Genomic DNA, 18,700 nt, shown 5'->3' with positions numbered 1-18,700 from the left:
CCCTGCCGCCCGTCTGGAGCTGACCATGTCGATGGCGTTCGGATCACCCTTCGGATCGTCCGATCCCTTCAGCGAGATGCTGGACCGGTTCTTCGGCATGTCACCGGCCTCCTCGCCGCCCGCCGTGCAGCGGGTGCCCATCGGACGGCTGCTGACCGAGTCGTCGCACGAACTGCTCGGTCTCGCCACCCGCAAGGCGTCCGAGAACGGCACCACCGACCTCGACACCGAACACCTCCTGTGGGCGGCCACCCAGGTCGACCCCGCGCGCGGACTCCTCACCCGAGCGGGCGTCGACACCGACGCGCTCGCGGGCCGCATCGACGAGGTGCTGCCCCGCGAGTCGGCGGAACCGTCCGCGCGGCCGGGGCTCACCCCGGCGGCCAAGCGGACCCTCGCCGCCGCCTACGCGGGATCGCAGGCCGCCGGAGTCTCGTACATCGGCCCCGAGCACATCCTCGCCGCCCTCCTGGAGGACCCCGATTCCGGCGCCTCCCGCTTCCTGAGGGCCCAGGACCTGGACACCGGGAAACTGCGCGGCCTCACCGAGCAGGCGGCCCGCGCGGAGGGCGCCCCCGCGGGCGGGCAGCAGCCGGCCACCACCCTCGACGAGTTCGGCCGGGACCTCACCGAGGAGGCCCGCGCCGGGCGGCTCGACCCCGTGGTCGGCCGGAGCGAGGAGATCGAGCAGACCGTCGAGATCCTGTCGCGCCGCTCCAAGAACAATCCGGTGCTCATCGGCGAACCCGGGGTCGGCAAGACCGCCATCGTGGAGGGCCTGGCCCAGCGCATCGTGGCCGGCGAGGTCCCCGAAAGCCTCAGGGACAAGCGGGTCGTCTCGCTGGACCTGTCCGGCATGGTCGCGGGCGCCCAGTACCGCGGCCAGTTCGAGGAACGGCTGAAGAAGGTCATCGAGGACGTCCAGCAGTCCGGCGGGAACATCATCCTGTTCATCGACGAACTCCACACCGTCGTCGGCGCCGGTGCCACGGGCGAGGGCGCCATGGACGCGGGCAACATGCTCAAGCCCGCGCTCGCCCGGGGCGAACTGCACGTGGTCGGCGCGACGACGATCGACGAGTACCGCAAGCACGTCGAGAAGGACGCCGCCCTCGAACGCCGCTTCCAGCCCGTCCTCATCCCCGAACCCACGGTCGAGGAGACGGTGCAGATCCTCGAAGGACTGCGCGACGCCTACGAGGCGCACCACCAGGTCCGCTTCGCCGACGGCGCCCTCACCGCGGCGGCCGAACTCTCCGACCGCTACATCAGCGACCGGTTCCTGCCGGACAAGGCGATCGACCTGATGGACCAGGCGGGCGCCCGCGTCCGGCTGCGCAGCTCCGGCCGCTCCACCGAGGTCGTCAGCCGCGAGGACCGTCTCGCCAAGCTGCGGCGCGAGAAGGACCAGGCCGTCGCCGCCGAGGAGTTCGAGAAGGCCTCCGACCTGAAGCGGCGGATCGCCGAGGTGGAGGGCGAACTCGCCGGGATCGAGGAACGCCGCGAGGGCGTCGTCTCCGTCACCGCCGCGGACATCGCCGACATCGTCTCCCGCCGCACCGGCATCCCCGTCTCCCAGCTCACCGCGGGCGAGAAGGAACGCCTGCTGCGGCTGGAGGAGGAGATGCACGCCCGCATCGTCGGCCAGGACGAGGCCGTCACCGCGGTCTCCGAGGCGGTGCGCCGCAACCGCGCGGGCATGGGCGACCCGAACCGGCCGGTCGGCTCCTTCCTCTTCCTCGGCCCCACCGGCGTCGGCAAGACCGAACTGGCCAAGACCCTCGCCGAGCTGCTGTTCGGCGCCGACGACCGCATGATCCGCTTCGACATGAGCGAGTTCCAGGAGAAGCACACGGTCGCCCGGCTGGTCGGCGCGCCTCCCGGATACGTCGGTTACGAGGAGGCCGGCCAGCTCACCGAGAAGGTCCGCCGCATGCCGTACAGCGTGGTGCTCTTCGACGAGGTGGAGAAGGCGCACCCCGACGTCTTCAACACGCTGCTCCAGATCCTCGACGACGGCCGTCTCACGGACGCGCAGGGCCGCACGGTCGACTTCCGGCACTGCGTCGTCATCATGACGTCGAACATCGGCGCCCACCGCATCCTCGCCCACGAGGGCGACGCGGCCGAGCTCAAGGACGAGCTGATGGGCGAGTTGCGCGGACGTTTCCTGCCGGAGTTCCTGAACCGCATCGACGACATCATCGTCTTCCACAGCCTCACCGAGGACGACCTCTCCCGCATCGTCGAGCACCTGCTGGACGGCAGCAGGCACCGCGTCCGCGCCCAGGGCCTGACCCTCGACGTGACCGAGGCCGCCAAGAAGCTCCTCGTCGCGCACGGCCACCAGCCGGAGTTCGGGGCCCGGCCGCTGCGCCGGACGATCCAGACGGAGCTGGACAACCGGGTGGCCTCGCTGCTCCTGGGCGGCGAGGCCGATCCGGGCGACACGATCGTCGCCGACGTACGCGACGACACGCTGTACTGCACGATTCGGAAGGGCGAGGGCGAGGGCGAGGACGCGCGGGCCGCCGGGGACGCGCAGGACGCGCAGGGGACCGGGGCCGGGCGCGCCGCCTGAACCGGGGCGCATCGGTGTCCGCCCGGGGGACGCCCGGGACGCGTTGCCGGTCCCGGGCGTCCGGGTGATGCTGGGGGAATGGCTGACCACCCCGGCCCCGAGCCCGTCGCCGCCGTGAGGCGTGCGCTCCGCCTGCTGGACGCGGCCGGGGCGCAGCACGGCGCGGCGACCGCGCGGCAGCTTGCGCACTCGGCCGGGCTCTCCCTGGCGGCGGTCGAGGAACTGCTGCCCGCGCTGGCCGGGGACGGCTATCTGGCGCGGCTGGGGGACGGCACCTTCGCCCTCGCCGAAAGCGGTCCGGGCGCCGGCGGCCACGCGGGCGGACCGGCCTCGCTGAGCCGGATCCGCCCCGCCCTGACGGCCCTGCGCAACGATCTCGCCGCCGCCGTCTACCTCACGCTGTACGAGGACGGCGAGATCCGGGTCATGGAGATCGTCGACAGCGCGCGCACCCCGAGGGTCGACCTCTGGGTGGGCTTCGAGGACGCCGGCCACGCCACGGCCCTCGGCAAGAGCGTGCTGCGCGAGCTGGACGAGGAGGCGCGCGCCGAGTACCTGTCCCGGCACACGCTGACGGGCCTGACCCCGCGGACCCTCACGCACCGCGACGATCTGCTCCGGGAGCTCGACTCCCCGGCCGCCCCGCCGCTGGTCATGGACCGCGAGGAGTACGCGCGGGGGACGACCTGCATCGCGGTGCCGGTGTACAGCGGGGAGCAGGTGGGCTCGCTCGGGATCTCCTTCCGGTCGGACCGGATGTACCGCTCCTCCCTGGTCAGGTCCGGGCTGATGTCCTGCGCGATCCGGGTCTCCCGGGGCCTGTCCCTGCCGGGCTGACCGCGCGGACGGCGCGCGGCCGTCCGCGGGAGCGGCGGCTACTCGACGACCAGCTCGACCGGGATGTTGCCCCGCGTGGCGTTCGAGTACGGGCAGACCTGGTGGGCCTGCTCGACCAGCGTGCGGCCGGTCTCCGCGTCGAGCGTGTCGGGCAGCTCCACGCGCAGGGTGACCGCCAGGGCGAAGCCCTCGCCCTCCTTGCCGATGCCGACCTCGCCGGTCACGGCGGCGTCGGTGACGTCCACGCCCGCCCGGCGGCCCACGACGCCCAGCGCGCTCGCGAAGCAGGCGGCGTAACCGGCGGCGAAGAGCTGCTCCGGGTTGGTGCCCTGCCCGTTGCCGCCCATCTCGGACGGAACGGCCAGCTGGAGGTCGAGACGGCCGTCGGAGCTGACGGCGCGGCCGTCGCGGCCGTGGGTGGCGGTGGCGACGGCGGTGTAGAGCGCGTCCATGGAAACCGTTCCTCTCGGTCCGTGCCGGCGGGGGTTCCGCCCGCACCCCTGAAGTGAAGCACACAATTAAATTGTGCACAATCAAATGGAGTCGGCGGAGCTATGCTGGGCCCATGACCGCCACACCCAGCCCCGCCCGCCCGGACCAGGACGGGGCCACCGCCGGGACCGAGGCCGACCACCTCCGTCTGGACCGGCAGATCTGCTTCTCCCTCAACGCCGCCTCGCGCGCCTTCGGCGGCGTCTACCGGGTGCTCCTGAAGGACCTGGGGCTCACCTATCCCCAGTACCTCGTGATGCTGGTCCTCTGGGAGCACGGCGAACTCCCGGTCAAGACCCTGGGCGAGCATCTGCGCCTGGACTCCGGGACCCTGTCGCCGCTCCTCAAGCGGCTGGAGGCGGCCGGGCTGGTCCGCCGCGAGCGCAGCGCCGCGGACGAGCGCTCGGTGCACGCGCACCTCACGGAGGAGGGCACCGCCCTGCGCGAGCGGGCCCTCTTGGTCCCCCGCCGCATCGCCGCCGCCACCGGCTTCGGCCTCGACGAGATCAACGACCTGCGCACCCGCCTCGACCGGCTCACCGCCGCCCTGGACGCGGCCGACCTCGACGAGGCCGCACCGCCCGTGTGAACGCGGTGCGGGACGGGGGCCGGTGCCCCGGTCCCGCCGCCGGTCTCAGTCCCGCCGCGCCAGCAGGAACAGCTGCGGCTCCGGCACCGCCTCCGGGAGCGCCGGGACGAACATGATGCTCTCCTGGTCCAGCACGGTGAACCCGGCCTTCTCGACCGCCGCGAGGAACGCGTCCTCGCCGAAGCTGGTCACATTGACCGACTGGCCCATGAACGTGCCGTCCACCCCCTCCACGTCCAACGGCACCGTCGCCACCGCCAGATGGCCGCCCGGGCGCAGCGCCCGCGCGGCCGTCCGCAGGATGCCGGTCTGCTCCTCGCGCGACAGCTGGAGCAGCGCGAAGTACACACAGACCGCGTCGAACGCGCCCTCCTCCAGCGGGACTTCGCGGATGTCGGCGCACCGGAACTCCGCCCCCGGAACCTGCCGGGTGGCCAGCTCCACCATCACCGGCGAGACATCCACCCCCAGCACCCGGTGCCCGGCGTCGGCCAGCGTCTGCGCCGTCGGCCGTCCCGTACCGCTGCCGATGTCGAGCACCCGGCTGTGCGGGCCGAGACGCGCGAGCAGCCGCTCCAGCGACGCGCGGTGTCCGGCCGAGGCGCCGAACGCCCGCTCGTAGTCGGCGCCGAGCGCGTCGAACACCGATGCGGCGGTGGGGTGCTGACCTGATTCCATCGAGGAATCCTTTCTCCCGTGACGGTCCCGCCACGGTACGCGGACCACGGCCGCCGCGGAGGGCTTCCGCCGGCGCCCCGGACCCGGACGTCCCCCGAAACCACCCGTGCGCAGTCACCGGCCCCGCACCGCGTGGCCGCTACTGGAGCGCCCGGACCGCCGTGCGGAACAGCGCCGGGGCCCGGTGCGCGGCGGGCACCACCAGCCGGGCCGTTCCCGGACGCCGGGCCAGTGCCAACAGGACGGCCGTCAGGACACGGTGACGCCGGGTCAGCCGTGCCCAGGCTGCCGGGTAGTCCTGCGGCCGTCCGGCGGCCACCGCGTCCACCGCCGCGCGCGCCGTCGCCACCGCCAGCGCGACGCCCTCACCGGTCAGCGCGTCGACGTACCCCGCCGCGTCACCGGCCAGCAGCACCCGGTCCGCCCACGGCGTCCGCGCCCGCCGGCGCAGCGGCCCCGCCCCGCGCACCGGTCCGTCCTCCCGGCCCGCCAGCACGGCGGCCAGCCCCGGGAAGTCCGCCAGTTGGTCCGCGTACGCGCGCCGCTCCTGGCTCAGGACGGCCACGCCCACCAGATCCCCGCCCAGCGGGGTCACGTACGCCTCCCCGCGTGCCGACCAGTGGACCTCCACGAACGGGGTCCAGGGCGCGACGCGAAAGTGCCGGCGCTGTCCGTACCGGCGCACCGGGGACACCGGACCGTCCAGGCCGAGCCCGCGGCGCACGGGGGAGTGCAGCCCGTCGGCGGCGATCAGCCAGCGCGCCGTCAGTCCGCAGGCCGTGACCCGGTCCGGACCCTGGTGGACCCCGGTGACCTTCCCCGGCACCACACGCACCCCTAGCCCCATGGCCCGCTCGTACAGCGCCGTGTGCAGGACGGTGCGACGGACCCCGAGACCGGCCGGACCGGTGAAGTCCGCCTCCGCGCTCCGGGTCCCGCGCACATAGCGGATGCCGCGCAGCGGATGACCGGCCGGCTCCACCCCGAGGGCGCGCAGGGCGGCGACCCCGCTGGGCATGATGCCCTCGCCGCACGCCTTGTCCACGGGCACCGGGCGTGGCTCCACCACCACCGCCTCCAGGCCGAGCCCGGCCGCCCGGACGGCGGCCGCCAGCCCGGCGGGCCCGCCGCCCGCCACGAGGACGTCGATCACGCGGCGGCACCCCCGCCGGACGCGGCGGCGAGCGCGGCGTCCTCGCACCGCACCCGCACCGCCATCAGCGCCCCGTTCAGCACGGTGAACACCACCGCCGTGACCCACGCCCCGTGCACCAGGGGAAGCGCCAGCCCCTCGGCGGCCACCGCCACGTAGTTGGGATGGCGCAGCAGCCGGTACGGCCCGCCCGTCACCAGCGGCAGCCCCGGGACCACGACGACACGGGTGTTCCACCGGTGCCCGAGCGTCCCGATGCACCACCAGCGCAGCGCCTGCGCCGCCACGACCACCGCGGTCATCGTCCAGCCCACCACCGGGACGAACGGGCGGTGGGCCAGGCCCGTCTCCACCAGACAGCCCGCCAGCAGCCCCGTGTGCAGGGCGACCATCGCCGGATAGTGGCCGCGGCCCGACTCGGTGCCGCCCCGGGCCCGCGCCCACCGCGTGTTGCGCAGCGCCACCGCGAGTTCCGCGAGCCGTTCGGCCGCCACGGCCAGCACCAGCGCGGCGTACCAGATCATCCGTCCCTCCGACCTACCAGCGCAGCAGCACCAGTTCGCAGCAGAAGCCGGGCCCCATGGCCATCATCAGACCCGGCGAACCCGGCTCGGGACGCCGCCGCTCCAGCGTGTCCCGCAGGACGTGCAGCACGGAGGAGGACGACAGATTGCCCACCTCGGCCAGCGAGCGCCAGGTGATGTCGAGCGCCCCCTCGGGCAGGTCCAGCACCTCGGAGACGGCCTCCAGCACCTTGGGCCCGCCGGGATGGCACACCCAGTGGGCGACGTCCTTCGGCTTCAGCCCGTGCTCCGCGAGGAAGTCCCGTACGTCGTCCGCCAGAAAGCGGCGCACCACGTCCGGGACCCCCGGATCGAGCACCACCCCGAACCCGGAGTTGCGGACGTCCCAGCCCATCACGTGCTCGGTGTCCGGATACATCCGGCTCCGGGTGGCCACCACCTCGGGGCCCCGGCCCGCCGCCCGGCCCTCGCCCACCGCCACGACGGCCGCCGCGCCGTCGCCGAACAACGCGGTCGCCACCAGGTTCGCGGGCGAACAGTCGCCCCGCTGGAAGGTCAGCGAGCACAGCTCCACCGAGAGCAGCACCGCGACGCCGTCCGGACGGCCGAGCAGATGGTCGTGCAGCCGTGCCACGCCTGCCGCCCCGGCCACACAGCCCAGCCCGAAGACCGGCAGCCGCTTCACGTCCGGGCGCAGCCCGAGCCGTCCCACGAGCCGGGCGTCGACGGAGGGGGCGGCCACTCCGGTGACCGAGGTGAACATCAGCAGGTCCACGTCCCCGGGCCGCAGCCCGGCCGTGCGCAGTGCCCCGCGCACCGCCTCACCGCCCAGATCGACGGCGGACCGGACGAACACGTCGTTGGCGTCCCCGAACCCCTTCAGCCCGGCGTACCGCTCCAGCGGCAGCACCATGTGCCGGGTCCGCACCCGCGCGTTCGCGTGCAGCCGGTCCAGGACCCGCCGGTCGGCGCCCGGCGGCAGACAGGTGCGCGCCACCATGTCGGTGACCTCGCGCTGGGTGTGGCGGTACGGGGCCAGAGTGCCGTGCACGGCGGCGATCCGGGTCATCCGGGGTCCTGCGGGGAAGACGTCATGGCCCCATCCCTGCCCCGCCCGCCCCACGCGCCACCGCAAACAACCCGTGCGGCTGTCACGCCCGCCGCCGCGCGGTGCCTACGCTCGGCCGATGGGCACTCCGGAACCCCCGCACGCCTGGGCCACGACGACGGCGGGGCCGCCGCGCCGGGCCGTGGCGCTCCTGCGCTCCTGCCACCCCGGCCCGGTCGCCGCCGTCACGTTCACCGCCGGCGCCCTCGGCGCGGGCGTCGGCCTGGACGCGGTCCGCACCGCGCTGCTGGTCGCCGCCGTGCTGTGCGGGCAGCTCTCGGTCGGCTGGTGCAACGACGCCTTCGACGCCCGCCGCGACGCGGCGGCGGGACGCCGGGACAAACCGGTGTCCGACGGCCGGGTGGGCCGTGGCACCGTCTGGGCGGCGGCCGTCTGCGCCGCCCTGCTGTGCGTCCCGCTCTCCTGGGCCTGCGGCCCCCTCGCCGGAACGCTGCATCTGGGCGCGGTCGCCGCGGCCTGGGCGTACAACCTGCGGCTCAAGGCCACCGCCCTGTCCTGGCTGCCCTACGCCCTCGGCTTCGGTGTCCTGCCCGCCGTCGCGGCCCTGACCCTGCCGGCCCGGCCGGCCCCGGCCTGGTGGGCCGTCACCACGGGCGCGCTCCTCGGCATCGCCGCCCATCTGGGCGACGTCCTGCCCGACATCGAGGACGATCTGCGCGAGGGCGTACGCGGTCTGCCGCACCGTCTCGGCGCCCGCACCACCGCCCTCCTCCTGCCCCTGCCCCTCCTCGCCGCCTCGGTGGTCCTCGCCCTGGGGCCGCCCGGTCCGCCCGGCCCCTGGGGCACCCTCACCCTGGCCCTCGCGCCCCCGGCCGCCCTCGCCGGTCTCCTCCTCGCCCCCGTCCGCCGCAAGGCCCCCCTCGCCGTCGCCGCCCTCCTCGCCGCGGCCGACGTCACCCTCCTCCTGGCGCGCGGGACGGCCCCGCTCTGAGGGACCGGAACCGGCCCGGTCACCGCGTCGGCTCCGCCGTCCGGACGGTCCGCCCGGTCACACCGCCCGGAGCCAGTCGCCGATCAGCCGCAGATCCCCGGCGGTCAGTCCCACGGCCGGTCCCACGCGGTGGAGCAGCGCGCGCCCGCCGTGCCGCGCGGCCACCCACCGCCGGTCCGCCCCGGTGATCTCGTCGTCCACCCAGACGAAGGACCGGCCCGCCGCCAGGGCCACCAGCGCCCGTGTCTTCCAGTGGAGTCCGGCCCGCGCGTCCGCCTCGTCCGTCTCCGACGGCGCCGGCCAGTGGACGACGGGCAGCTCCGGAAGCCCGAGACGCGGGGAGACCAGCGCGTTGGCGTCGTCCTCCCACGTCGTCGCCCACACGGGCTCGCAGGGCAGCGCCGCCAGCGCGGGCCCCAGCGCCGGGTCGATCCGCGCCAGCAGCGGATGGTCCCCGCCGCCCGGCGGCCACGGACCCCCGGGATACTCCGGGTGACCGCCCTCGCGCGGGCCGAACGGGATCAACGGCCCGTCGACGTCGAGGAAGAGCAGCGGCAGGCGCCCGGAGCCCGTCATCGGCTCACCGTCCGCCCGCCACCCGCAGCACCGTGCCCGTGGTGTACGAGGCGTCCGCCGAGAGGAGCCAGGCGACGGCGTTCGCGATCTCCTCGGGGGTGCCGGGGCGGCCGAGCGGGATACCGGCGGCGGCCTTGTCGGGGCGCTCCGGATCGGCGTGGAACCCGGTGCGGATGATCCCGGGGGCCACGGCGTTGACGCGGATGCCGGCCGGGGCGGCCTCCTTGGACAGGCCGACGGTGAGGGTGTCCACGGCGGCCTTCGCCGCGGCGTAGTGGACGTACTCACCGGGGCTGCCGAGGGTGGCGGCGGCGGACGAGAGGTTGACGATCGCACCGCCGCCCGTGGGCGTCATGTCGCGCACCGCCCGGCGGGCGCACAGCAGATAGCCGAGGACGTTGACGTCCAGGGCGCGCCGCAGGCCCTCGGCGTCGGCGTCGGCGAGCGGGCCCACCGGGCCGCTGATCCCGGCGTTGTTGACCAGGGCGGTCACGGGGCCGAGCTCCGAGGCGGCGGTGTCGAAGAGCAGGTCCACCGCGGCCTCGTCGGCCGTGTCGACCCGGACGGCCACGCATCGCCGCCCGGCCGCCCGGACCCGGGCGGCGACCGCCTCGGCCGCGTCGGCGTCCGAGCGGTAGCCCAGGGCGATGTCGTGGCCGTCGGCGGCGAGCCGGACGCAGACCGCCGCGCCGATGCCCCGGCTGCCGCCCGTGACGACGCTGACCTGCTGACGGCTCATGAGGACCCCCGGACTCACGCGCGGGGACCCTGCGTACCCGGCCGGGCCATCGTAGGCGGACGGCACCCCGGGGCAGGGGCGGGGCCGCCGCCCGTGGAGGAGGGCGGCGGCCCCGGGACGTACGCGGGGGAGCGGTCTACCGGGGGACCCCGCCCACCGGCAGGTCCGTGCCCCGCTCGCTGCGCTCCAGGAGGTTCCGGGACCGCTCCCGGAGCCGGCGCCGCTGCTCCGGGTCGCGGGTGCGCTCGGCGGCCTCGGCCATGTGCCGGGCCGTCTCCCGCAGCTGCGCGGCGGAGACGGTCGCTTCTGCAACGCTCATCGTTCACTCCTCGGACGGTGGGCACGAAACGGGTCCCCCCAGGGAAGCAGCGGCGCCCGACGGCCGCACGGCGAAGCGCTACGGACGGTGAGACCGGCAGGTCGGACGGGCCGCGACGGCCGCCGGAGGCCGGTTGTGCCGCGCACCCGGGTCCGGGGCCCGGTCCGGCGCTGGCATGATCGGGGGCATGAACGAGCGCATGATCGCCGCGTGTGACGGGGCGTCGAAGGGAAATCCGGGACCGGCCGCCTGGGCCTATGTGGTGGCCGGGGCCGACGGCACGCCGCAGCGGTGGGAGGCGGGACCGCTCGGGACCGCGACCAACAACATCGCCGAGCTGACCGCCCTGAAGGAACTGCTGGAATCCGTCGACCCCGCCGTGGCGCTCGAAGTGCGGATGGACTCGCAGTACGCGATGAACGCCGTGACCAAGTGGCTGCCCGGCTGGAAGCGCAACGGCTGGAAGACATCGGCCGGAAAGCCCGTCGCCAACCGGGAGCTGGTGGTCGCCATCGACACCCTGCTCACCGGCCGCGCCGTCGACTTCGTCTACGTCCCCGCCCACCAGGTCGGCGGAGACCCGCTGAACGCCGTCGCCGACCAGGCGGCCAGCGAGGCCGCCGTCGCCCAGGTCCCGGCGGGCACCTCCCGGGGCGCCGCCGAACCGCCCGCGCCCGCCCCGGGCCGCGCCACCGAGCAGCCCAGGACCCGCACCGCGCCGAAGAAGCGCTCCGGCGGCGCCGCCCGCTCCTCGACGGCCACCATCCGGGCCCGGTACGCGGGGCGCTGCCACTGCGGAAAGCCCTACGCGGCCCAGGAGACGATCGCCAGGAACGACCACGGCTGGGGCCACCCGGAGTGCCGGACCGCCGGCGCCTGAGCCCCCGCGGGCCCGCCCGGCGGGGACGTCCCCCGGCCACCTGGCGCCGATCCCGCCCGCGCGGCCCGGTCCGCGTGCCATGATGCGGCTCCGGCGGAGGGCGGCCACGGGCCGCGCCGCCGGAGCTGTGCGGGACCGCGACACGCTGGGGGGCGTATGGAAAGCACGGGAACGGTGCTGCGTGAGCTGCGCGGGGCGCAGAAGACCGCCAAGGGGGTGTCGCTCTACTCGCGGTACGTCAACCGGCCCGCCGGGCGGATCTTCGCCGCCGCGGCCTGGCACTTGCGGATGACGCCCAATCAGGTCACGCTGACCAGCGCGCTGTTCACCTTCTCCGGACTCGCGGTCGTGGCCCTGGCCCGGCCCGGGTGGGGGACCGCCGTCCTCGTCTACGCCGCCCTCGCCGTCGGATTCGCCCTGGACTCGGCCGACGGGCAGCTCGCCCGGCTCACCGGACGCGGCGGCCCCGACGGCGAATGGCTGGACCACGTCGTCGACTGCGCCAAGATGATCCTGGTCCACACGGTCGTCCTGATCGCGTTCCACCGCTTCTTCGCCCTGCAGGGCGACGGCTGGCTGCTCCTGCCGCTCGGCTTCCTCTTCGTCGCCGTGCTCACCTTCTGCGCCGGACTGCTGCGCGAACAGCTCGGCAAGGCCGCGGCCCGTACCGCTGCAGCCCCGGCCGCCCCCGCCGCCGCGGCGGCCCCCGTCTCCCGGCTGCGCGCCGTGGCGCTGCTGCCCGCCGACTACGGAGTGTTCTGCCTGGTCTTCCTACTGCTCGGCGACGAGACGGCGTTCCGTGCCGGATACGCCGTACTCGCCGCCGTGCACGCGCTGTTCCTCGTGGCGTTCCTCGCCAAGTGGTTCAGGGAGCTGAGAGCGCTCCGTCCGGACTGACCAGTGCGTCCAGCACCCGGCGCAGCTGGGTGCTGGACGTGTGCACGGTGTACGGGAAGTAGACGACCTCGACGCCGACCTCGGCGAAGTCCCGTTCGAGCCGCAGCCCCTTCTCCGTACCGCGCCAGTCGTCCCCCTTGAAGATCACGTCGAACCTGACCTGCTGCCAGGTCTCGACCTTGTCCGGGACCGTCTCGACGAACGCCGCGTCCACGTACCGCACGCTGCGCACGATCTCCAGCCGTTCCCGCAGCGGAATCACCGGCCGGTGGCCCTTGGCGAGCGCCGCCATCTCGTCCGAGACGACCCCCGCGACCAGGTAGTCGCACTGGCTGCGGGCATGTCTGAGGATGTTGAGGTGACCCACGTGGAACAGGTCGTAGACCCCCGGCGCGTAGCCGACCCTGTGCACCATCCGTTCTCTCCCCCCACGGTGTGAACGTGATGACCTCGGCCCACCGGTCGGTTTCCGGACATGACCTCCGGTCCGGTGGGATATCGGTATCGGTGTTGATGGTGCAACGACCTTACTGTGAAGACCACTTGCTCATCACGTGAACGGATAAGCTCACTTTTGGGGGCCGTTCCTTGGGGGGAACGCAGGTGGCTCCGGGGGGAAGGCGATCGTCCGATGCCGGAATCAGAGCACCGTGAACCGTGGAAGGGCCGCCGGCTGCTGGTGGTCTCGACGAACTACGCGCCGGAGGTGACCGGCATCGGCCCGTACGCCGCCCAGCTCGCCGAGCACTGGGCCGGCGCGGGGGCCGAGACGCATGTCCTCACCGGCATGCCCCACTACCCGTCCTGGCGGACCGATCCCGCCTACCGGGGCGTGTGGCGGGCCCGGGAGGAACGCGGCGGCGTCACCGTCCACCGGCGGCGCCACTATGTGCCGTCCCGTCAGACGGCCCTACGCCGGGCCCTGTTCGAGGCCAGTGTGCTCGTCCACGGGCTGACCGCCCCGCCCGGGACGCGGCCCGACGCGGTGATCGCCCAGCTGCCGAGCCTCGCCGGAGGCGTCATCGGCGCCCGGCTCGCCCGCCGCCACGGCGTCCCGTACATCCCCGTCGTCCAGGACCTCATGGGCGCCGCCGCCGCGCAGAGCGGCATCCGGGGCGGCGGCAGGGCGGCCGCCCTCGCCGCACGCGCCGAACGCCACGCCCTCACCGCCGCCACCCTCGTCGGCGTCATCCACGAGAGCTTCGTCCCCCGGGTCACCGCCTACGGCGTGCCCGTCGAACGCATCCGAGTGGTCCCCAACTGGAGCCATGTGCAGGCCCCTTCGGCCGACCGTGCCGTCACCAGGACCCGTCTCGGCTGGCGGGAGGACACCCCCGTGGTCCTGCACTCCGGGAACATGGGGCTCAAACAGGGCCTGGAGGTCCTGGTGGACGCCGCGCGGCTGGCCCCGGACATACGCGTCGTGCTGATGGGCGACGGCAACCAGCGCGAGGAACTGCGCGCCCGCGCCGCCGGACTGCCCAACCTGGACTTCCTGCCGCCCGCGGGACCGGACGAGTTCACCGACATCCTGGCCGCCGCCGATGTGCTCGCCGTGACCCAGCGCGCCTCCGTCCTCGACATGAGCGTGCCCTCCAAGCTCACCTCCTACTTCGTCTCGGGCCGCCCCGTCGTCGCCTCCGTCGCCGAGAGCGGCGGCACCGCCCAGGAGGTGCAGCGCTCCGGCGCCGGGCTCCTCGTCGCGCCCGAGGACCCGGCCGCCGTCCTCGCCGCCGTCCGCAAACTCGTCGAGGAGCCCGCGGCGGCGGCCGAACTCGGCGCCCGCGGACCCGGATACGTCGCGGCCCACCTGGGCCGCGAGGCCGCACTGGCCCGCTTCGACGCACTGCTCACCGAGGTACTCCAGGACGCCGATGGGAGACGCCCGCGATGACCCACCCGATCCGCGCCCTGGAGGACCAGGACGAGCCGGCCCTGCTCCGGGACCAGTTCCGCCAACTGCTGCGCTACCGGTCCCTGCTCGCCCTCGGTGTCGTCGTCGGCCTGCTGGGCGGCGGCTGGCTCGCCCTCGGCGGCGAGGACACCTACACCTCCACGGGTGAGGTGTCCGTGCGCTCCGCCACCTCCGACCCCTTCGCCGCGGGGGCCTCGGCCGACAAGGGCATCAACATCGGCTCCGAACGCCAGACCGCCGTCAGCGATGTGGTGGGCACCGTCGCCGTCGCCACCCTCGCCAGGAGCGGGGACCGGGTGGAGGTCCGCAGCCTGCTCTCCGGCCTCCAGGTCACCAATCCGCCCAACACCCTCGTGCTGCGGTTCTCCTACACCGGCCGCACGCCCGAACAGGCCAGGGCCCGCGCCCAGGCCCTGGCCGAGGCCTATCTGGAGATACGGCGCGAACGCACCGAGGACAGCATCGACAACATGGTCGACGGCTACCGCGTCCAGCTGGGACCGCTCACCGAGCAGCGCGACCGGCTGGCCCAGCAGGAGACCGGCACCACCGGCGACGACGTCAGCAGCGCGCGGGCCAACCTCATCGTCTCCATCTCCGAACTCAACCGGAAGATCTCCGAGTTGAGGGCCCTGGACACCACGCCCGGCTATCTCAACAAGAAGCCCTTGGCCCCCGAGAACCCCAGCGGCCCGGGACTCCCGCTGCTGCTCGGCCTCGGCGGCGTCGTCGGCCTCGCCCTCGGCCTGCTGCTGTCCTGGGTGCGGCTCGTCTTCGACCCCGCCGTCCGCTCCACCCGCGAACTCGTCCGCTCGCTCGGCGCCCCGCTGCTCGGCACCCTGCCCAGGGAACGGAGCACGCCCGGCAGCCTGCTCGCCATCGGCCGCGGCGGCAGCCGGCTCGCCGAGGAGTACCGGGCTGTCGCCTTCCGCCTCGCCTACGACCCCTCCTTCGCCGAACGCCGCCGCCTCCTCGTCACCTCCCCGCGCGGCGACAACGCCATGGCGACCGCCGCCGCCGCCAACCTGGCCGCCGCCTTCGCCGAGATGGGACGCGACGTCCTCCTCGTCGAGGCCGATCTGCGCACCCCCACCCTTGCCGACGCCCTCGGCGCCGCAGCCCGCAACGGCCGCCCCAGCTGGGCCGTCGCCCCCGGCGGCCGGGGCTGGCCCGCCGACAGCCGCAGCAACGTCGACGTACCCGGCTCCGGCGCCTTCACCCTGATCGCCGGCCGCCGCACGGACAACGTCCCCCGCGCCCTGACCTCCACACCGGTGGGCGTCATCCTCGCCGAGGGCGGCAGGCCCGGAGCCGTCGTCATCGTCCTGGCGCCGCCCGTCCTCGCGTACGCGGACGCCGTCGCCCTCATCGACCGCGTCGAGGGCGTCGTGGTCGTCTGCGAAGCCCGCGAGGTCCACCGCAGCGACCTGGAACGCATCCGCGAGATCATCACCGCCGCCGGTGGCACCGTCCTCGGCACCCTCCTCCACCCCGGCCACGGACGCCGCGAGCGCCGGGCCCTGCGCAAGGCCGCCCGGCGTACCGGAGCACGGCCCGCCGACCGCACCCGAGACGAGGGCCCGCACCCCCGGCCCGACGGACCCGGACGCGGCGGACCGCCCGGCGACCCCACCGAGACCCTCGGACTGCGCACCCTGGACCCGGGCGGCGACCACAGCGGCACCGCGGGACGCCGATGAGGGCACGCACGGCGGTCTTCTGCGCCGTCGCCGACCAGGGGGTCACCGCCCTCACCAACATCCTGGTCCTCGTGGTGGCCGCCCGGCTCTCCACCGTCGCCGACTTCGCCCGCTTCTCCGCCGTCTACCTCGTCTTCACCGTGCTCCTCGGGATCTCCGGCGCCTACACGGGCCAGCCCCTCGTGCTGCACCGGGGACAGGACCCCGCCACCCGCGGGGCCTGCCGCTCGGCCGTCGCGTTCACCCTGCTCGCCGCGGCCGCCGCCGGCGGGACGCTCGCCGCCGTCTGCGCCCTGCTGCCGGGGGAGACCGCCACGGCCCTCACCGTCCTCGGACTCGTCCTGCCCGCCGTCCTCGGCCAGGACACCGCCCGCTACGCCTTCGCCACCCTGCACGCCCAGCACCTGGCGCTGACCGCCGACGCGCTCCGGCTGGTCTGCGTGCTCGGAGCCCTGTCCGTCCAGCCGCACGGCGCTCCCGCCGCCCGGCTCGTCCTGGTCTGGGGACTCTCCGCCCTGCCCGCGCTCCTGCTCTCGCTGGCCCTCCTCCGGCACCGGACCGCCGGGACCCCGGTGCGCCTGCGCCCGCTGCTGGGCAGGGGCCACCTCGGCCGCCGCTTCGTCGTCGAGTTCGGCGTGGGGAACGCGAGCAGCCAGCTCTCCGTCCTCGGCCTCGGAGCCGTCGGCAACCCCCTGGTCGTCGGTGCGCTGCGCGGCGCCACCACCCTCTTCGGACCGCTGAACGTCCTCTTCACCTCCGCGACCGGCTTCGGGCCCCCGCTCCTCGGCCGCCTCGCCGGCCCGCGCCGCCAGGTCCGGGCCACCGCCGCGCTCGCCGCCGTCCTGGCGCTCACCGCCGCCGGCTGGGCGACCGTCCTCGCCCTGCTGCCCTCCTCGGCCGGCCGCCACCTCCTCGGCGACACCTGGCCGGCCGCCTCCGCCCTGCTCCCCGCGACGGGCAGCCAGTACGCCGCCATGGCCGTCGGCACCTGCGGACTCCTGGCCCTGCGGCTCCTGGACCCCCGCACCACCCTGTCCATCCAGGTGGTCTTCTCGCTCGCCGCCGTCGGCTTCCTCATCGGCGGCTATCTGACCGGCGGCATCATGGGCGCCGCCTGGGGGCTGTGCCTGGGCTCCGTCTGCAAGGCCGTCGCCACCTGGACGCGCGTGGCCCGCCTGACCCGCCGGGGCGCCCCCGAACGCCCCGCCGTCAGCGCGTCCGCCGCCGGCTCCGCTCCGTGAAACTCGTGACCAGAGCCAGACACAGCGCTCCGATCGCCAGCTTCCCCACCGCCTGGAGCAGCGGGCCGCGCAGCAGGATGAAGGTGTAGCCGGCTACCAGCGGCGCCACGATCGCCAGCACACTGCCGGGCCCCGGACCGTCCCGCATGACCGCGCGCGCGTACCGGCGGTCGGTGCGCGCGGCCGCGTACCCCACCAGCGCGAGCCCCCCGACCAGCCCCGGCGCCCCGAAGTCCACCCACAGCTCCGTCCACAGCGGCGCCGAGAGGTTGGTCATGTTCATCCCCATCCACTGGCCGACGCGCACCCCGGTGTCCTCCGGCTTGCCGCTCCACACCGAGCGCGGCACGAAGAACAGCGCCGAGCCCGCGAGCTGACGGCCGTAGGTGTGGCCCCGGGTGTCCACCCAGGAGATGGTGTTGGCGAACATCACCGTCTGGTCGTAGTCCTTCGTCGCCAGCGGCTCGAACACCGACGAGGACTGCACCGGGCGGTACCCCTCGTCGTCGTACCGGAACCGGTCCGCGTACGGGAACAGCACCAGCGCCCCGATCACGCCCATGGCCAGCACCGAGCGGTACATCGCCGCACTGCTCGGGAAGGCCGTGAACAGCAGCGAGACCAGCACCGTCAGGAACCAGTAACGGGCGTTGGAAACCGGGTTGTTCACCACCAGATTGAGCGCCGCCAGCGCGCACCACACCAGCACCGCCGCCGGCGAGCGACGGGCCCGGCGCGAGGTCACCAGCCGGCGGGTGCAGAACAGCAGCGCCAGCAGCGCCGGCACCGTGCCGAACCCCTTCAGGAACGCCGATCCCACATTGGACTGGGACGACGCCACCCCGCTCTCCGCGACCGAGGCGCTGATCTCCTGACGGCTGGTGAAGAACACCGCTGGACCGCCCAGCTTCAGCACGTAGTAGCCGCTCGCCGCGAACGCCAGCGCGATCAGCAGCCGCAGCCGCACCGGATGCGCGACCGCCGGGCCGCGCCCGGCCCGCACCGCCGCGCGCCGCCGCAGCGGTCGCCGGGACGCCAGCAGCGCCCCCAGGTCGAAGGCGGCGCACCCCACCAGGATCAGCGCGATCGCCATGACCAGATCGGCGCGCGGCCCCACCACCGGCGTCGGGGTCTGCCCGATCACCGCCTGCGCGAACGGCGCCACCCCCAGCGCGATGTACACGAACATCCAGAACACGCCCTGGAGCAGCCGCCGCCGGGTGGACAGGATCATCGTCGCCAGCCGGGCGCCCGCGTAGCACGTCAGAACGAGCTGGAGCCAGTACGCCGTGTCCCGGACGCCCGTGCCGGGCTGGGCGGCGATCAGCGCGGGCAGGAAGCAGACCAGCCCCAGGATCAGCGGCACGGCCAGCGCCCGGGACAGCATCGCCCAGGACAGCGGCCTGCCCACCGGCTCCACCGGGGGACGCGGACCGCCCCGCCCGGCGGGCGCGGACGGGATCGCCCCGTGCACGGACGTCATCTGCCCCCCGTTCCGTGAACCTGCCAACACCTTAAC

19 protein-coding genes are annotated in these 18,700 nt (G+C 74.6%); 9 read left to right on the top strand and 10 right to left on the bottom strand.

The features are described from left to right. Nucleotides 1-25: 25 nt before the first annotated feature. Entirely contained in the window at nucleotides 26-2,581 is a 2,556-nt protein-coding gene (locus ACFVDM_RS07065) for an ATP-dependent Clp protease ATP-binding subunit (RefSeq protein WP_383634259.1), read from the top strand. A 78-nt stretch (nucleotides 2,582-2,659) separates the two neighbouring features. Continuing rightward, nucleotides 2,660-3,418, top strand: coding sequence for an IclR family transcriptional regulator (locus ACFVDM_RS07060; protein ID WP_383634257.1), 759 nt, complete (start codon nucleotides 2,660-2,662; stop codon nucleotides 3,416-3,418). A gap of 38 nt (nucleotides 3,419-3,456) precedes the next feature. Here the strand turns inward: ACFVDM_RS07060 and ACFVDM_RS07055 are convergent, their stop codons facing one another. Then, on the bottom strand, nucleotides 3,457-3,870 hold the full coding sequence (locus ACFVDM_RS07055) for an organic hydroperoxide resistance protein (RefSeq protein WP_383634255.1): 414 nt from the start codon (nucleotides 3,868-3,870) through the stop codon (nucleotides 3,457-3,459). Nucleotides 3,871-3,983: 113 nt separating this feature from the next. Between ACFVDM_RS07055 and ACFVDM_RS07050 the strand changes: the two genes are divergently transcribed. Then, nucleotides 3,984-4,499, top strand: a complete 516-nt coding sequence (locus tag ACFVDM_RS07050; RefSeq protein WP_383634253.1) for a MarR family winged helix-turn-helix transcriptional regulator — start codon at nucleotides 3,984-3,986, stop codon at nucleotides 4,497-4,499. A 45-nt stretch (nucleotides 4,500-4,544) separates the two neighbouring features. Here the strand turns inward: ACFVDM_RS07050 and ACFVDM_RS07045 are convergent, their stop codons facing one another. The 4 genes from ACFVDM_RS07045 to ACFVDM_RS07030 form a co-directional block, all read right to left on the bottom strand. After that, nucleotides 4,545-5,177: a class I SAM-dependent methyltransferase gene (locus tag ACFVDM_RS07045; protein WP_383634251.1), complete on the bottom strand. Its 633-nt coding sequence runs from the start codon at nucleotides 5,175-5,177 to the stop codon at nucleotides 4,545-4,547. 139 nt (nucleotides 5,178-5,316) lie between these two features. Next, entirely contained in the window at nucleotides 5,317-6,330 is a 1,014-nt protein-coding gene (locus tag ACFVDM_RS07040; protein ID WP_383634249.1) for an NAD(P)/FAD-dependent oxidoreductase, read from the bottom strand. Next, entirely contained in the window at nucleotides 6,327-6,854 is a 528-nt protein-coding gene (locus ACFVDM_RS07035) for an isoprenylcysteine carboxyl methyltransferase family protein (RefSeq protein WP_383634247.1), read from the bottom strand. The genes ACFVDM_RS07040 and ACFVDM_RS07035 overlap by 4 nt, the downstream gene beginning before the upstream one ends. Before the next feature lie 13 nt (nucleotides 6,855-6,867). Next, the gene (locus tag ACFVDM_RS07030; RefSeq protein WP_383634245.1) at nucleotides 6,868-7,923 is read right to left on the bottom strand and encodes a type III polyketide synthase; all 1,056 of its coding nucleotides are present in this window, start codon (nucleotides 7,921-7,923) and stop codon (nucleotides 6,868-6,870) included. Nucleotides 7,924-8,041: 118 nt separating this feature from the next. On the opposite strand from ACFVDM_RS07030, the gene ACFVDM_RS07025 reads away from it, so the two are divergent. After that, entirely contained in the window at nucleotides 8,042-8,914 is an 873-nt protein-coding gene (locus ACFVDM_RS07025; RefSeq protein ID WP_383634243.1) for a UbiA family prenyltransferase, read from the top strand. 57 nt (nucleotides 8,915-8,971) lie between these two features. Here ACFVDM_RS07025 and ACFVDM_RS07020 read toward each other — a convergent pair whose 3' ends face one another. The 3 genes from ACFVDM_RS07020 to ACFVDM_RS07010 all read right to left on the bottom strand — a co-directional run bounded on the left by ACFVDM_RS07020 (nucleotide 8,972) and on the right by ACFVDM_RS07010 (nucleotide 10,548). Further along, nucleotides 8,972-9,490, bottom strand: coding sequence for a hypothetical protein (locus tag ACFVDM_RS07020; protein ID WP_383634241.1), 519 nt, complete (start codon nucleotides 9,488-9,490; stop codon nucleotides 8,972-8,974). Nucleotides 9,491-9,494: 4 nt separating this feature from the next. After that, nucleotides 9,495-10,229 carry an SDR family NAD(P)-dependent oxidoreductase gene (locus ACFVDM_RS07015; protein ID WP_383634239.1) on the bottom strand — a complete coding sequence of 245 codons (735 nt, stop codon included), beginning with the start codon at nucleotides 10,227-10,229 and terminating at the stop codon, nucleotides 9,495-9,497. A 136-nt stretch (nucleotides 10,230-10,365) separates the two neighbouring features. Further along, nucleotides 10,366-10,548 carry a DUF6381 family protein gene (locus ACFVDM_RS07010; RefSeq protein ID WP_383634237.1) on the bottom strand — a complete coding sequence of 61 codons (183 nt, stop codon included), beginning with the start codon at nucleotides 10,546-10,548 and terminating at the stop codon, nucleotides 10,366-10,368. Between the two features lie 187 nt (nucleotides 10,549-10,735). Between ACFVDM_RS07010 and ACFVDM_RS07005 the strand changes: the two genes are divergently transcribed. Both ACFVDM_RS07005 and ACFVDM_RS07000 read left to right on the top strand, forming a co-directional pair. Continuing rightward, complete coding sequence (locus ACFVDM_RS07005; protein WP_383634235.1) at nucleotides 10,736-11,428, top strand: ribonuclease H; 693 nt, start codon at nucleotides 10,736-10,738, stop codon at nucleotides 11,426-11,428. 156 nt (nucleotides 11,429-11,584) lie between these two features. Continuing rightward, nucleotides 11,585-12,325 carry a CDP-alcohol phosphatidyltransferase family protein gene (locus ACFVDM_RS07000; RefSeq protein WP_383634233.1) on the top strand — a complete coding sequence of 247 codons (741 nt, stop codon included), beginning with the start codon at nucleotides 11,585-11,587 and terminating at the stop codon, nucleotides 12,323-12,325. On the opposite strand, the gene ACFVDM_RS06995 is transcribed toward ACFVDM_RS07000, so the two are convergent. Then, complete coding sequence (locus tag ACFVDM_RS06995) at nucleotides 12,294-12,740, bottom strand: adenylyltransferase/cytidyltransferase family protein (protein ID WP_383634231.1); 447 nt, start codon at nucleotides 12,738-12,740, stop codon at nucleotides 12,294-12,296. The two genes, ACFVDM_RS07000 and ACFVDM_RS06995, sit on opposite strands and share 32 nt — an antisense overlap. A gap of 216 nt (nucleotides 12,741-12,956) precedes the next feature. On the opposite strand from ACFVDM_RS06995, the gene ACFVDM_RS06990 reads away from it, so the two are divergent. Genes ACFVDM_RS06990 through ACFVDM_RS06980 form a run of 3 tightly spaced genes read left to right on the top strand, consistent with a single transcriptional unit; the run spans nucleotide 12,957 to nucleotide 17,181 of the window. Continuing rightward, a complete protein-coding gene (locus ACFVDM_RS06990) occupies nucleotides 12,957-14,219 on the top strand; it encodes a glycosyltransferase (RefSeq protein WP_383634229.1) in 1,263 nt (420 codons plus the stop codon). Continuing rightward, the gene (locus ACFVDM_RS06985) at nucleotides 14,216-15,940 is read left to right on the top strand and encodes a lipopolysaccharide biosynthesis protein (RefSeq protein WP_383634227.1); all 1,725 of its coding nucleotides are present in this window, start codon (nucleotides 14,216-14,218) and stop codon (nucleotides 15,938-15,940) included. The genes ACFVDM_RS06990 and ACFVDM_RS06985 overlap by 4 nt, the downstream gene beginning before the upstream one ends. Next, a complete protein-coding gene (locus ACFVDM_RS06980; protein ID WP_383634225.1) occupies nucleotides 15,937-17,181 on the top strand; it encodes a hypothetical protein in 1,245 nt (414 codons plus the stop codon). Before ACFVDM_RS06985 ends, ACFVDM_RS06980 begins: the two co-directional genes overlap by 4 nt. Here the strand turns inward: ACFVDM_RS06980 and ACFVDM_RS06975 are convergent. After that, nucleotides 17,150-18,664, bottom strand: coding sequence for a hypothetical protein (locus ACFVDM_RS06975; protein WP_383634224.1), 1,515 nt, complete (start codon nucleotides 18,662-18,664; stop codon nucleotides 17,150-17,152). The genes ACFVDM_RS06980 and ACFVDM_RS06975 overlap by 32 nt on opposite strands. Nucleotides 18,665-18,700: the final 36 nt, after the last annotated feature.

The sequence above is a fragment of the Streptomyces sp. NPDC057682 genome, assembly GCF_042799575.1.
Taxonomy (GTDB): Bacteria; Actinomycetota; Actinomycetes; order Streptomycetales; family Streptomycetaceae; genus Streptomyces.
This window is presented reverse-complemented; position numbering and strand designations above follow the sequence as displayed.